Annotated in this window: 15 protein-coding genes; 9 read left to right on the top strand and 6 right to left on the bottom strand. The window is 62.0% G+C overall.

Going from position 1 to position 13,329, the window contains the following annotated elements; genetic code table 11:
• Nucleotides 1-38 precede the first annotated feature (38 nt).
• From AC0L14_RS28635 to AC0L14_RS28625, 3 genes are all read right to left on the bottom strand, one after another.
• Complete coding sequence (locus tag AC0L14_RS28635) at nucleotides 39-647, bottom strand: transglutaminase-like cysteine peptidase (protein WP_473751504.1); 609 nt, start codon at nucleotides 645-647, stop codon at nucleotides 39-41.
• A 269-nt stretch (nucleotides 648-916) separates the two neighbouring features.
• Nucleotides 917-1,534: a PilZ domain-containing protein gene (locus AC0L14_RS28630; protein WP_123151050.1), complete on the bottom strand. Its 618-nt coding sequence runs from the start codon at nucleotides 1,532-1,534 to the stop codon at nucleotides 917-919.
• A 117-nt stretch (nucleotides 1,535-1,651) separates the two neighbouring features.
• Entirely contained in the window at nucleotides 1,652-2,290 is a 639-nt protein-coding gene (locus AC0L14_RS28625; protein ID WP_473751503.1) for a PAS domain-containing protein, read from the bottom strand.
• A gap of 422 nt (nucleotides 2,291-2,712) precedes the next feature.
• Between AC0L14_RS28625 and AC0L14_RS28620 the strand changes: the two genes are divergently transcribed.
• The 4 genes from AC0L14_RS28620 to AC0L14_RS28605 all read left to right on the top strand — a co-directional run bounded on the left by AC0L14_RS28620 (nucleotide 2,713) and on the right by AC0L14_RS28605 (nucleotide 6,266).
• On the top strand, nucleotides 2,713-3,471 hold the full coding sequence (locus tag AC0L14_RS28620) for a rhomboid family intramembrane serine protease (protein ID WP_473751502.1): 759 nt from the start codon (nucleotides 2,713-2,715) through the stop codon (nucleotides 3,469-3,471).
• A 202-nt stretch (nucleotides 3,472-3,673) separates the two neighbouring features.
• The gene (locus AC0L14_RS28615; protein ID WP_023798170.1) at nucleotides 3,674-4,105 is read left to right on the top strand and encodes a CBS domain-containing protein; all 432 of its coding nucleotides are present in this window, start codon (nucleotides 3,674-3,676) and stop codon (nucleotides 4,103-4,105) included.
• 168 nt (nucleotides 4,106-4,273) lie between these two features.
• Nucleotides 4,274-5,773 (top strand): Asp-tRNA(Asn)/Glu-tRNA(Gln) amidotransferase subunit GatB, encoded by a 1,500-nt coding sequence (gene gatB, locus AC0L14_RS28610; RefSeq protein ID WP_473751501.1) that lies wholly within the window; start codon nucleotides 4,274-4,276, stop codon nucleotides 5,771-5,773.
• 4 nt (nucleotides 5,774-5,777) lie between these two features.
• Nucleotides 5,778-6,266, top strand: a complete 489-nt coding sequence (locus AC0L14_RS28605; protein WP_473751505.1) for a GNAT family N-acetyltransferase — start codon at nucleotides 5,778-5,780, stop codon at nucleotides 6,264-6,266.
• 67 nt (nucleotides 6,267-6,333) lie between these two features.
• Here AC0L14_RS28605 and AC0L14_RS28600 read toward each other — a convergent pair whose 3' ends face one another.
• Nucleotides 6,334-7,734 (bottom strand): ArnT family glycosyltransferase, encoded by a 1,401-nt coding sequence (locus tag AC0L14_RS28600; protein ID WP_473751500.1) that lies wholly within the window; start codon nucleotides 7,732-7,734, stop codon nucleotides 6,334-6,336.
• Nucleotides 7,735-8,285: 551 nt separating this feature from the next.
• On the opposite strand from AC0L14_RS28600, the gene AC0L14_RS28595 reads away from it, so the two are divergent.
• The 4 genes from AC0L14_RS28595 (at nucleotide 8,286) to AC0L14_RS28580 (ending at nucleotide 10,694) form a co-directional block, all read left to right on the top strand.
• Complete coding sequence (locus AC0L14_RS28595; RefSeq protein ID WP_473751499.1) at nucleotides 8,286-8,885, top strand: maturase; 600 nt, start codon at nucleotides 8,286-8,288, stop codon at nucleotides 8,883-8,885.
• Complete coding sequence (locus tag AC0L14_RS28590) at nucleotides 8,882-9,814, top strand: reverse transcriptase domain-containing protein (protein ID WP_473751498.1); 933 nt, start codon at nucleotides 8,882-8,884, stop codon at nucleotides 9,812-9,814. Before AC0L14_RS28595 ends, AC0L14_RS28590 begins: the two co-directional genes overlap by 4 nt.
• Nucleotides 9,811-9,975, top strand: coding sequence for a hypothetical protein (locus tag AC0L14_RS28585; RefSeq protein WP_473751496.1), 165 nt, complete (start codon nucleotides 9,811-9,813; stop codon nucleotides 9,973-9,975). Before AC0L14_RS28590 ends, AC0L14_RS28585 begins: the two co-directional genes overlap by 4 nt.
• A 266-nt stretch (nucleotides 9,976-10,241) precedes the next feature.
• Entirely contained in the window at nucleotides 10,242-10,694 is a 453-nt protein-coding gene (locus tag AC0L14_RS28580; RefSeq protein ID WP_473751495.1) for a phasin, read from the top strand.
• A 128-nt stretch (nucleotides 10,695-10,822) separates the two neighbouring features.
• On the opposite strand, the gene panC is transcribed toward AC0L14_RS28580, so the two are convergent.
• The gene (panC, locus tag AC0L14_RS28575; RefSeq protein WP_473751494.1) at nucleotides 10,823-11,674 is read right to left on the bottom strand and encodes a pantoate--beta-alanine ligase; all 852 of its coding nucleotides are present in this window, start codon (nucleotides 11,672-11,674) and stop codon (nucleotides 10,823-10,825) included.
• Between the two features lie 47 nt (nucleotides 11,675-11,721).
• Nucleotides 11,722-12,564: a 3-methyl-2-oxobutanoate hydroxymethyltransferase gene (gene panB / locus AC0L14_RS28570; RefSeq protein ID WP_473751493.1), complete on the bottom strand. Its 843-nt coding sequence runs from the start codon at nucleotides 12,562-12,564 to the stop codon at nucleotides 11,722-11,724.
• Nucleotides 12,565-12,824: 260 nt separating this feature from the next.
• Here panB and AC0L14_RS28565 point away from each other — a divergent pair, with 260 nt between their 5' ends.
• Nucleotides 12,825-13,223, top strand: coding sequence for an NADH:ubiquinone oxidoreductase subunit NDUFA12 (locus AC0L14_RS28565; protein ID WP_473751492.1), 399 nt, complete (start codon nucleotides 12,825-12,827; stop codon nucleotides 13,221-13,223).
• The last annotated feature ends 106 nt before the right edge of the window (nucleotides 13,224-13,329 follow it).

Below are 13,329 nucleotides of genomic sequence, written 5' to 3'. Positions count from 1 at the left end.
GTGGGTGGGGGACTCGACCGGGTTTTTGCGTCGCGTCCTTAGCGGACGCTGGCGACCGCGTCGGAGCGGCCGTCGTTGATCGTTACCCAGGCGCCCGAATTCTGGCTCGATTGGCGTTTCAGGTAGGTGTACTCGGTGGCGGTCCAGGACAGCACCCTGGTTTCGAGATTGTCGAGGATGAACTCTCCGAGGCTGGTGCGCACGGTCAGCACCGCATGGCCGTCTCCGTTCGGCTGGCGCGCAACCGTCATCAGCAGGTCACCGGCCGGAACGCCGATGTTCATCAACGCGCGGCGCTTTTCCAGCGCATAGTCCTCGCAGTCGCCGAAGCCGCTGTTGGGATAGGACCAGATTTCTTCCTTGCCCGACAGTTCCATATCGGTGCGTGGCGCGATCCTGCTGTTGACCGAATTGTTGATGCTCACGATCTTCGCCCACAGCTTGCGAGTCAGCTCAACCGGCGCCTGCTTCTGCGTCCGCTGATTGCATTCCAGCGGAATCTTCTGGCAGAACTCGTAATGGCCGACCGGCTGTGTGGTGCGGCTGCCGGTGTGCATGAAGGCAGGTCCCGCCGCATACGCTGTTCCCCAGGCGGTAAGCTGCATCGCTATTGCCAAGAGCAACAGCTCGCCCCTCGTCTTCTTCATCGTCCAGTCTCCCCGTTTGAGGAGACAATGACACGATTGGATTTATTCGACGCAAAGGCTCGAAGTAGACATTAAGTAAAACGCCTATAGAATAAACATAAAATTTGAATCATTTCAGTATAAAATTTTTGAGGCGTTTTTCGCGGGGATCACATCGGCGCGGCGCGGCGCCTTGGCGCGGCATCGGTTGGCAGCCCGGGACGGCCGGCGCGGGTCAACAAAAAACCGGCCGAAATGGGCCGGTCGATTGCGGCAAGGAGCGCTGTTTGTCAGGTGCCGGATGCGTTGAATTCGGAATCGAGTGTTTCGGGCCGCTGGATGACCGCGAACTCGATGGCGACGCCCTCCTCGAAATGGCGCACCACCTGGCCGCGCATGGTGCCCAGCATGACCTGGATGCCGATTGCCGGCTTGACGTCGATCTCGACCGCGGCGCCTGAAAGCGACAGGTCGATGATGCGGCACTGGTACTGGCGCCCGTCACTGAGCTGAAGCACGCTGGTCGGATTGCGCGGCGCCACGCGTTCGTGACGACGGTCTTCTGGCAGATCGAGTTCGTGCTTGTTGGCAAGCCAGGTCAATTGCGCTGCAAGCTTGTCCTTCTTGCGTTCCGACGCAATGACCGTCATTGCGAAACCATCCTGCAAAATGCGGGTGACGACGCCTTCGATGCGGCCGATGTGATCGATATAGGCGATGACTTTCTCGCCCGGCATGCCGATGCGCTCGGTGCGAAGCGCTACATTGCCCGGTGACATGTCGACCACCTGGCACGGATGTTCGGTGCGATCCTCCAGCATGAAGCGACCGTAGATCTTTACGCGGACGCGCTGAAAGTTACGCCTTTCAGCTCGGGACGGCGCGGTGTCGACCGCCGCTGACCTCATGACTGCCTACACCCCGTTTGCCATTCCACGCGTTGATGCGAGGAACTTCGTCAGAAAACTACTGCAAAGCAGGTTAACAAAGGGGAAAGCCTGACACCGCTACTTTAGCGTTTTGGATTATTCCTCGCGCCCGCCGTCGAACACGACCAGATGGCGGATGCGGCGCGCCTGGCCGAGCGCCGAAATCGTCTGGGGCGGATCGAGTTCCGACGGGACAAGCGAAGGAACGTCGATGGCCGGCCGGTTCCTGGGGAATTTCGATTCCTTCTCCGGATCGACGACACGGATTGAATCGATCAGGGCGTCGGCGATCGGATCCGCGCCCAGCCAGAAGGGTTTTTCAGCAGCGCTTATCACGCCGAGGCAGCGCGGATTTTCGACGCCGCCGTCGAGCGGCAGGGCGAGCAGCTCGAACTTGCTGGAGCGGTCGGTGCGGCTGAAACCTTCATAGGTGATGAGCACCACGGATTTCTGATCGAAGACGCCGTGGATCAGTTTTGAGACAAGCCGCTGGTCCTTCTCGCGCCACAGCGAGGGAAAGGAAAACCCCTTGAGCTCACGGCCATAGACCGCGCACAGCCTGGTGCCGGCGAGGCGGAATACCGCTTCGCCGCGCGTATCCTTTTCCAGGATGAAGGTGTCGGCCAGCAGCGACTTGATGTCGGCTGGCTCGACTTCCGAACGCTTCGGGGCAGGGCGCCCGTCACGCAGCCGGTTCCAATAATGGAACAGCGTGATCGATCCGTTCTGGTTCATGCTATGCTGCTCCGCGCAATCTGTCGTCTGATGTCCCATCGGTGAACAGAAGGGCGCCCTCCGAGGACCTACATGCGTTGCGGAGCAGGATGCGTGCCAGCATCGTTAACACTTGTTCACGGGTCGGGGTCGTTAAGGTTAACAAGTGGTTTACGTTGCGCCCCGCCCACCGCCGTGGCACGCTAAAACCACTCCAGAAGCGGTCGTTTTGCAGCGATCGGCAGCAGTTCAGTCAAGAGTTCGGGGGAGCACGGGGGCTCGACCAGCCGTTCAAGGGCAACCTTGGACGGCTTCTTTTTGATTCGCGCCAATTTTGATTCGCCCCAGTTTTGACTTGCGTGGGGCGATTCGCCCCTTTGTGAATCTGGTGACCGTGATCTACATGCTCGCGAAGTCGAATCCAGCGACTGAGTGCGAGCCATATGAGCGAACCAGCAAGCCCATCGGAAATCGAACAGGGCGAGGGCGGACCTGTCGGCCGCGAGCCGGAGCCGCGCCGCGAGCCGGTATTCAACATGCCGCCGGTTGTGCTGGCGCTGATCGGCATCTGCGTCGTCGTTCACCTGATCCGACTCTACTGGCTCACCGAGGACCAGGATTTCTCCCTGCTGATCCGGACCGCCTTCATTCCGATCCGCTATTCCGGTCGCTTCGACCTCGATTTCTACGCGTTTTCGAGCCCCTTCACCTATGCCTTCCTGCATGGCGGCTTTGCTCATCTTGCCGTCAACATGGTGTGGCTGGCGGCTTTCGGCTCACCGCTGGCGAACCGCTTCGGCGCGCTTCGTTTCAGCCTGTTCTTCGCGGCGACGGGGCTGGCGGCGGTGGTGCTGTTCTGGGCCGTGCATCCGCTCGGCGAGGCGCCGCTGGTCGGCGCATCGGGGGCGATTTCCGGCATGATGGGGGCCGCCGCCCGCTTTGGCTTCCGCACTGACCGCTCGTCCGGCAAAGCCGCCTTCGCCGGCGCGCCGCTGCCGATGGCGGCGGTGTTCCGCTCGCGCGGCGTTGTGACTTTTCTTGCCATCTGGATGGTGATCAATCTCGCCACCGGCCTCGTTGCCTTCGCGCCCGGCATCGAAAGCCAGATCGCCTGGGAGGCTCATATCGGCGGTTTCGTCGCCGGCTTCTTCGGCCTGCGCGCTTTCGATCGGCGGCAGCGGCCGGATGAGTTCATGGTCTGAGCCTCGCCGCACTTGAAAAGCAATCGATCGCGGCGCACGATGTTCACTACAGCGCCGCGCGTCCTCTTGGACGCGCAAAGGACGCTGTAGAACTTTGATTTGCGCATGATCCTTCCGAAATTGGAGGCCGATTTTCGGGGTCATGCGCAGACGGAAAGCCGGTCAGGGCAGGAAACCGGCAAGTAAAACTGAGGAGGACGCCATGACTGTTAAGGCAATTCTCGAGCAGAAAGGCCACGACGTGTTGACGCTCGGGCCGAACGAAAAGCTGAGCGAGGCCATTCGCATCCTGGCCGAACACAGGATCGGTGCGCTGGTCATCACCAATGGCGATCACAAGATCGTCGGCATTCTTTCCGAGCGCGACGTCGTGCGGGTCCTCGCCAGGGAAGGAGCCGCCGCACTGGATATCGCGGTGCGCTCGGCAATGACGCCCAAGGTGAAGATCTGTAATGAGAACCACACCGTCAACGAGGTCATGGAAATCATGACCAGTGGCCGTTTCCGCCATCTGCCGGTGGAAAAGGACGGCCTGCTCGACGGCATCGTGTCGATAGGCGACGTGGTCAAGCGGCGCATCGAGGATGTCGAGCGGGAGGCCGCGGAGATCAGGGCCTACATCGCGACGGCGTGACGGCTTGTTTCTTCAGCCGGGCCGGCCGGCTGGATTCGATGTGAAGCGCCAGCTTTGGCTTTGCGCTTGTCTCTTTTTGTGGTTTGCACTAGCGAGTGACTTTCACGTCCGACGTGACGGAATTCACGTTGAGAGGTGAATTCCGTCGCCGATAACTCGCAGGCCACTATGACCCTCATCGACACCCGCACGCCCGACGCCAAACGCCTGATATCAGGCACCACCGGCGACTGGGAGATCATCATCGGCCTCGAGGTGCACGCGCAGGTGACCTCGCAAGCAAAGCTGTTCTCCGGCGCCTCGACGGCTTTCGGCGCGCCGCCAAACGCCAATGTCAGCCTCGTCGATGCGGCGATGCCGGGCATGCTGCCGGTCATCAACGAGGAATGCGTCAAGCAGGCGATCCGCACCGGCCTCGGACTGAAGGCCGAGATCAACCACAAGTCGGTCTTCGACCGGAAAAACTATTTTTATCCCGACCTGCCGCAGGGCTACCAGATCTCGCAGTTCAAGCAGCCGATCGTCGGCGAGGGCAAGGTGATCGTCTCCGTCGGCCCGGACCGGCAGGGCGAGTTCGAGGATATCGAGGTCGGCATCGAGCGCCTGCACCTGGAGCAGGATGCCGGCAAGTCGATGCACGACCAGCATGCGACTATGTCCTATGTCGACCTCAACCGCTCCGGCGTGGCGCTGATGGAGATCGTCTCCAAGCCCGACATGCGCTCCGCCGACGAGGCTAAGGCCTATGTCACCAAGCTGCGCACCATCGTGCGCTATCTCGGCACTTGCGACGGCAATATGGACGAAGGCTCGCTGCGCGCCGATGTCAACGTCTCGGTGCGCCGGCCCGGCGGCGAATTCGGCACGCGTTGCGAGATCAAGAACGTCAACTCGATCCGCTTCATCGGCCAGGCCATCGACTACGAGGCGCGCCGCCAGATCGCCATCCTCGAGGACGGCGGCAAGATCGACCAGGAAACGCGGCTGTTCGACCCCAACAAGGGCGAGACGCGCTCGATGCGTTCCAAGGAAGAAGCGCACGACTACCGCTATTTCCCGGATCCCGATCTTCTGCCGCTGGAATTCGACCAGGCCTATGTCGATGCGCTGGCAAAGGATCTGCCTGAACTGCCCGACGCCAAGAAGGCGCGGCTGATCTCCTCGCTCGGCCTGTCGACCTACGACGCCTCGATCCTCGTGTCGGAAAAGGCGGTCGCCGACTATTTCGAGAAGCTGGCCGCTGGTCGCGACGGCAAGCTCGCCGCCAACTGGGTCATCAACGATCTGCTGGGTGCGTTGAACAGAGCCGGCAAGGGCATTGAAAATGCCCCGGTTTCGCCCGATCAGCTCGGCGCGGTCATCGACCTGATCAAGGAGGGCACCATCTCCGGCAAGATCGCCAAGGATCTGTTCGAGATCGTCTGGAGCGAAGGCGGCGATCCGCGCCAACTGGTCGAAAGCCGCGGCATGAAGCAGGTCACCGACACCGGCGCCATCGAAACGGCGGTCGATGAGGTGATATCAGCCAATCCGGACAAGGTCGAGCAGGCGCGCGCCAAGCCGAGCATGGCCGGCTGGTTCGTCGGCCAGGTGATGAAGGCGACAGGCGGCAAGGCCAACCCGCAAGCGGTTAACGGCCTCGTCAAGGCCAAGCTCGGGATCGAATAGGATGATGTTCGTTCGCACCGCTGGCGAGCGCGATCTTGCCGCGGTCCGCGCGCTGCTGGTCGAAACCTGGCATGCAACCTACGATTGTATTTATGGTGCTGCCAAAGTCACCGAGATCACTGATGAATGGCATTCGATCGCCTCGCTCAAGGCGCGGCTGACACGGCCGAATTCCGAATTCCTGGTCGCAGACGACGGCAAGCGCATCGGCGGCATGGCTTTCGCCGCAGCCACCACCGATGCGAAGATCGTCATGCTGAACCAGCTCTACGTGCATCCGGCCTGCCAGAGGCACGGGATCGGCCAGGCGTTGCTGGAAGAGGTCGAAGCCAGCTTTCCGGAGGCGCGGACGCTGCGTGTCGAAGTTGAAGAGGCAAACGCTCAGGCCGTCGCCTTCTACCGCTCGAAAGGGTTTTTGCCCGCCGGCAACACCGCCGACTGTGGCGGTGGTTCAGGGCTGCCGGCGCTGATTTTCGAGAAGACGATCGGATAGATTTGCCTGCCCGGATATGTCGCAGTCGGTTGCGTTTTACGGGCTGCGCCAGTCGGTTGCGGCGCCCTCAATGTTGTCCCTTGAGGACGACAAGATAGCCTCGTTCGACGTGAAGGCGAAAAGCGACTTGCCCCGACGTCTCAGGGTCTTTGAAAGATTTGTCGATGACATAGCCGCCGGGATGGGAGCGCAGCCATCCCTCGGGATTGTCGGTGCTTTCGAACGGCTTCTGCAACCGGGCAAGGAAGCCGACTTCATCCTGGTAGTCGAAGTCGACAGCCCAGGCCGCGTCCTTCCGTTCGTCGATGAAATTCGCCAGCGGCGTGAGATCGTAAAGTTTGAAGGCCGTAGCAGACGCGATTGCATGTCCGATGCCGAACATGGCAAGCATGCAAAAGGCGGCGGCCTTGATCCTGGCGGGCGGCACTTCGGCCATGAAATACCCGAACACGATCGTCGCCAGAGGCAACACCGGAACGAGGTAATGTGGCTGTTTGCCGGATATAGCGCTGAAAACCAGCACGACGGCCACGAACGACATCGTCAGCAGACGCAGTGCCGAAAGATCGCTTGACCGTGTTTGTATCAAGCCGCGTATCCGCGCCGGCAGGTGCAACCGCCAGACATGCGGCACGAAAATCCACGGGATGAACAAAAGCGGCAGCATCACGACATAGAAATAGAACGGCCGGCCGTGGGAGTTGTGCAGATTGCCGGTGACGCGCCCTGCCGACTGGTTCCAGACGAGATCGTAGACGAAATCGCCTTTCGTCAGGATGGTCGCAGGCACCAGCCAGATCGCCACCGGGATCAATGCGGCGAGAATTGCCAGGCCCGCCCCGGCGAAGAACTTCGGCGTCGCCAGCCCGCCCTGCCGATCGCGCCAGAACGGATAGAGCAGGATGGGAGCGCCGACATGGATGAGCACCACCGGACCTTTCGTCAAAATACCCAGTCCGATGAACAATCCTGCCAGCACGGCGTGCCTATGGTTGCCGCTCCTGGCAAAGGCAAGCAACGACAAAAGCGCGGCGAGCACGAAGACCGTCAGCAGCATGTCGAACAGGATCAGCGTCGAATAAATGACGAAGATGGTGCTTCCGGCGACGAGCCAGGGGACACGGCTTAGGATGTCGTCGCGTCCGGGAAAGAGGGCTTTTGCCAGACGCGTCGTCAGCCAGATGACGAGCGACGATGCGACGAAGATGACGAGCATCGCGGCAACCCGGCTTGCGCCGAAAATGTCCCAGGCCAGATCGATAAGCCAGAACAGCAGCGGCGGCTTTTGCAGATAGGGCGCGAAATTCATCGTCGGGACGAAGATCTGTCCGCTCAGATACATCTCCCAGGTGACGCTGAGATATCGCGTTTCATCGACAGGCAGGAGCGGCCGGAAAGCGTCCGCGATGCAGATCAACGCAAGCAGGAACAGATAGGGGAGCAGCCGCTCGACATGTGCCGGTATCAAGATTGGGATCCGCGCCAGGAATCGTTCTCATTCCAGCCGAGCATCGATGCTGCGCTCCTGGAGCGCGCAGGACCGCACCGTGATTTTGGCCGAATTGTAGCGGAGCCGGCTTGGTAGCTTGGATTCTGAAGATGTCGTCCACAAAGGTCTGAAAAAATATGCGGATTGCCTGAACTAGAATTACGGGGAATTACGGTGCGCCGGGAGACCGGCAGGGAGTAGGTGGTGGAAGTCCACTGCGATGAAGGATTAGCAACCCGCATCGGCCCCGAGCCGTGCGTTGCCGGCCGCGAGGCTGGGGACGAAGCGTCGGCAGGGGAGCGTATAGGCCAGCCATTGAGCCGCGAAAGGTACAATCGGAGCGCCGACGCCGTCTGTCAGGCGGAAGGCGAGACGGTCGCACGCGCTATTGCGAGCGTGAGGCCGGCTCCGCGCGGTCACAGACCCTGGCATGTACGGACGCTCCTTGCCCGGGAACCGGGAGGTCTCTCGCCCGGCCCGGAGGGCTTCGGCCGCCGGGTCCGCATCGGGAAGGTGATGAGCCGAAGCCGATGATGCACGAGCGGGAGAAGTCAGACCTCGCCATAGTAGCTGGGAAGCCGACGAACAAGGCGGAGCGATCCGCCGCGGAGCCGGTGGAGCCAAGGGCGAGGGCCGAGGAGAACGCGAGCGGGGGCGGCACGCCCCGGACACCGAGCTGGACCGGCATGTCCCACGGCCTCGATCGCGTACGGCAAACAGCGAAAGGACTGAAGAAGGAGAAGTTCACCGCGCTCCTGCACCATGTCGACATCACCATGCTGCGGACGGCCTATCACGCGCTGAAGCGGGATGCGGCTGCGGGTGTTGATGGGGTGACGTGGCGGGATTACGGCGAGGACCTGGAGCGCAAGCTTCAGGACCTGCATGGCCGGATTCACCGGGGAGCGTACCGGGCACAGCCGTCGCGGCGCAGGTTCATCCCCAAGCCCGACGGCCGACTACGCCCGCTCGGCCTGGCGGCGCTGGAGGACAAGATTGTCCAGCGCGCGCTGAGCGAGGTGCTGAACGCGATCTACGAGGAAGACTTCCTCGGGTTCTCGTACGGGTTCCGGCCAGCCAACATGATGCGCTGGACGCACTTGCGGTCGGGATCGAGCAGGCACGGGTGAACTGGGTGCTGGACGCCGACATCGCCGGGTTCTTCGATGCGGTCAGCCATGACTGGCTGATCCGTTTCGTCGAGCACCGCATCGGCGACCGGCGGGTGATCCGCCTGATCCGCAAATGGCTGAAGGCCGGGGTGATGGAGGATGGCGTGGAGACGCCGAGCGAGGCGGGCACACCGCAAGGCGCGGTGATTTCGCCGCTGCTGGCGAACATCTATCTCCACTACGTCTTCGACCTGTGGGCACATCGGTGGCGACGCCGCCACGCCCGCGGTAAGGTCATCCTCGTGCGCTATGCCGACGACATCGTCGCCGGCTTCGAGCACAAGGCCGACGCCGAGCGGTTCCTGGCGGACCTGCACAAGAGGCTGGCGGGGTTTGCGCTGGCGCTGCATCCGGACAAGACGCGCCTGATCGAGTTCGGCCGCTTTGCGGCGGCCAACCGCGAAAGGGCCGGCCTTGGCAAGCCGGAGACGTTCAATTTCCTGGGGTTCACGCATATCTGTGGCCGCTCGCGCAAGGGCCGCTTCCAGCTCCGGCGGAAGTCCCGGCGCGACCGGATGCAGGCCAAACTGCGTGCGCTCAAGGCAGAACTCGCGCGGCGCCGGCACCAAGCGATCCCCGACCAGGGGCGATGGCTCAAACGGGTCCTCAGCGGCTGGTACAACTACCATGCCGTCCCCACCAACGGCCCCGCCCTCGGCGCCTTCCGCGACCGCGTGACCGAGCTCTGGCTCCGGGCGCTGCGGCGGCGCAGCCAGAAAGACCGGACCAAATGGGACCGCATGCGGCGGATCGTCGGCCAGTGGCTGCCGCGACCGCGCATTCTCCACCCATGGCCCAGCGCGCGCTTCGCCGTCACTCATCCAAGGTGGGAGCCGGATGCCTTAATCGGGCCCGTCCGGTTCTGTGCGGGGGGCGCTCAACAATGAGCGTCCCTACCGCGATTGCACTTTTTGCCATGTTTGCTCGGCTGTTGCTGGCCGGTGGCAGCGAAGCACTTCTGGATCGGATTGCCGAGCAAACCGGAAAAGCCGTGAAATCGGGAAAACGCGGCAGGCGGGGAAAAGAGAAAGGTACACTGCCACCGTAATTCGTAATTCGCAGGCCCGAACCGTGTATCGGACAGGCGCGCTTGAAGCGGGCCACTGTTCTGCAATTCTTGCCTGAATACTTTCTCAGCTGCCGTCCGCAAAACACGCCGCAGGTAAGAATTCGGCAGTGGCTAACGCTGAGGCAAAAAAAGGCATGGTGCGACGCACAAAAATATTGCAATGCACTGCAGATGCCGTAACGTTAGGTTCCTGAATGAACGAGGCGGCTTTTCTAAAAGGCCGCCCACCGCAAAGGATGGAAACTATGACCAAGACCGCCGATAAAACTGCTGAAATCACCGAGAACGCAGAAGTTCCGACCGAGGCAACCGATCAGTTCCGCGCTGTCGCCGAAAAGGGCGTCGAGCAGTCGAAAGAAGCCTTGTCGAAATTGGCGACCGGCGCCGAGGCGACCCAGAAGGCTCTCGAGTCATCGTTCGAAACAGCCAAGACCGCCAGCAATGAGCTGTCGCTGAAGACGATCGCCGCGCTGCGCGCAAATGCTGAGGCCAGCTTTTCTCACCTCGAAGCCCTGGTTGCCGTGAAATCGCCCTCCGAGTTCATCGAACTGCAGACTGACTTCTTGCGCAAGCAGGTGGAAAAGACCGTCGAGCAGGGCAGGGAGTTTCAGGCGGCGGCAACGAAAGCCGCCGAAGACGTATCCAAGCCGATCAAGGATGTCTACGAGAAGGCGATAAAGGATCTCAAGGTCGCCTGATTGGCCTAATGCATGTCGCGCAAAACTGCGCAGCGGTTTTGCGATAACGACATGCATAAAAACAAGCACTTAAAGCGCGTCACATTGCGTCGCATGCGTCGCATGAATCCATCTAAACGCGACGCGCTTTAAGCGGAGGGAACTTCCACATTGTCGATGAGCCGGGTTTTGCCCAGCCAGGCGGCTGCGAGCAGGCGTCCGTCACGGTTTCGTCGCCATGGGGCGAGCGTCAGGCTCTCGCGCGCCGCGACATAGTCGACTTTGTCGAAGCCAGCCTTGACGAGCGCGCGGCCGGCCTCGGCGGTCGCGCTGCCTTCATCCGCCCCTGCCGCTAGTGCCGCCGCCGTCCGGCGCAATATGGTGTTGAGCTGGCGCGCCACCCCGAGGTCGGCTTCGCTCAGATAGGCATTGCGTGACGACATGGCGAGGCCATGTGCGTCGCGTACCGTTGGTGCGCCGATGATTTCCACCGGCAGATCGAGGTCGCGGCAGAGCTGCCTGACGACGCAAAGCTGCTGGTAGTCCTTTTCACCGAAGATCGCATAATCGGGCAACGTCTGTAGGAAGAGCTTTGCCACGACCGTCGCGACGCCGTCGAAGAACGTCGGCCGGAAATCGGATTCCAGCCCGGCGGCTGGCCCGCCGACGGAGATCCTGGTGGCGAAGCCAGCCGGGTACATCTCCACGACATCAGGGATGAAGGCGAGCTGCGCGCCGGCCTCGGCCAGCCGGTCGAGGTCGCGGGCGAGCTGTCGCGGATATTTGTCGAGGTCTTCGCTCGGCGCGAACTGCGTCGGGTTGACGAAGATCGAAACAACGCAGCGTTCGCCCTTTGCCAGCGCGATCTTGACCAGCGAGATGTGGCCGTCATGCAGCGCTCCCATTGTCGGCACCATGGCAACGCTGAGACCATCGCAACGCCAGTCGCGGATTTGCGCGCGAAGAGCGGCGACGCTGTCGATGACGAGAGGCCGGCTCATGCTTTGTCCCGGCTCATGCTTTGTCCCCACTCATTCTTTGTCCCCACTCATTCTTTGTCTTTGTCGGCTGCGGCCGAAAAGACATGTCCCGGGCCGGGGAACGTCCGACTTCGCACCTCCGCTGCATAGCTGGCCGCCGCCTGCGATATGACGCTGCGCAGGTCGGCATATTGTTTGACGAATTTAGGCACGCGGTCGACCGTCAGGCCGACCATGTCGTCGATGACCAGGATCTGGCCGTCGCAGTCGCCGCTGGCGCCGATGCCGATGGTTGGAATGGAAATATGCCGGGTGAGGTCGGCGGCCACGGTCTCGACGGTGCCTTCGATGACCACAGAAAACGCGCCGGCCTTTTCGACCGCGCGGGCGTCGCGATAAAGCGCCGCCACATTCTCCTCGGTCCGGCCCTTGATCCTGTAGCCGCCGTCGCTTTCCACCGATTGCGGCTGCAAGCCGATATGTCCCATGACCGGAATGCCGGCAGCGACGATCGCCGCGATCTGCCCGGCAACTGTGACGCCGCCCTCCAGCTTGACGGCCTGGCAACCGGTTTCGCCGACGATCCGCCGCGCCGAGGCAACGGCTTGGCGCGGCGTTGCCTCATAGCTTCCGGCCGGCATGTCGACCACCACGCAGGCCGTGGCGGAACCTCGCATCACCGCTTGTCCATGGGCGATCATCATCTCCAGCGAGGCGCCCAGCGTGGTCTTGTGGCCATGCAGAACCATGGCGACGCTGTCGCCGACCAGAAGCAGGTCGACATGGCCGTCGAGCAGGCGAGCGACGGGGTAGGTATAGGCGGTGAGACAGACGACCGGCACGCCGCCCTTGCGCAGGCGAATGGCGCCGGCACTGATCCGCAGTTCAGGGTCGGATGCATCCGGGGCCATCTTTACCTCCCTCAACCGTCAATCAGGCTGGGTACCTGCATGGGACGCGCAGAGCTTTAGAAAGACCAGGCAGCCTTGGCAAGGCATGCCTCGACAGAGGCGAAAGGCTTGCCAGGTTTGCATCGGTTTTCCGACAGCGATTTGCGCGACGCTTGCGGCAAAACCCTTGCCTTAGCGATGGCCTGACGCCATAAGCAGGAAACAGGCGCGGCCGCTGCCGCCGCGAGGACTTGCCACTAGGACTTGCCACGAGGACTTGGATGAAGACGTTCCTTCTGCAGTTTTTCACCTGGTGGAACAGCCAGACGCTGGGCACGCGCTTCCACACCTGGCGGCATGGCAAGAAAGTCGGGCAGGACGAGGCTGGCAACGTCTACTACGAAGGTGGTGTCGATTCGGAAGGCCGGACCCGCCGCTGGGTCATCTATCGCGACTATTCGGAAGCCTCGATGATTCCGCCCGGCTGGCATGGCTGGATGCATCACCGCGTTGATACCGCGCCGCCGAGCGAAAACTACAAGCCACGCGACTGGCAGAAACCGCATCAGCCGAACCTTACCGGAAGTGCCGCCGCCTATCGCCCCAAGGGCTCCGTGCTCACCAATCAGCACCGCCCGCAGGTGACGGGCGATTACGACGCCTGGACGCCGGGGGCGTAACCGCTCGTCGAGACGGATCGGTCCTTTATCGCCACAATTGGCGTTTAGCTGCTTGCCGATCTGACAGCAGCGACTAGCCTTGGGCGCGACAGAATCACCCCGGGCG

The organism is Mesorhizobium sp. WSM4841 (assembly GCF_055811515.1).
The sequence above is the reverse complement of the archived record's forward strand: the minus strand, read 5'-3'. Positions and strand labels throughout refer to the sequence as shown.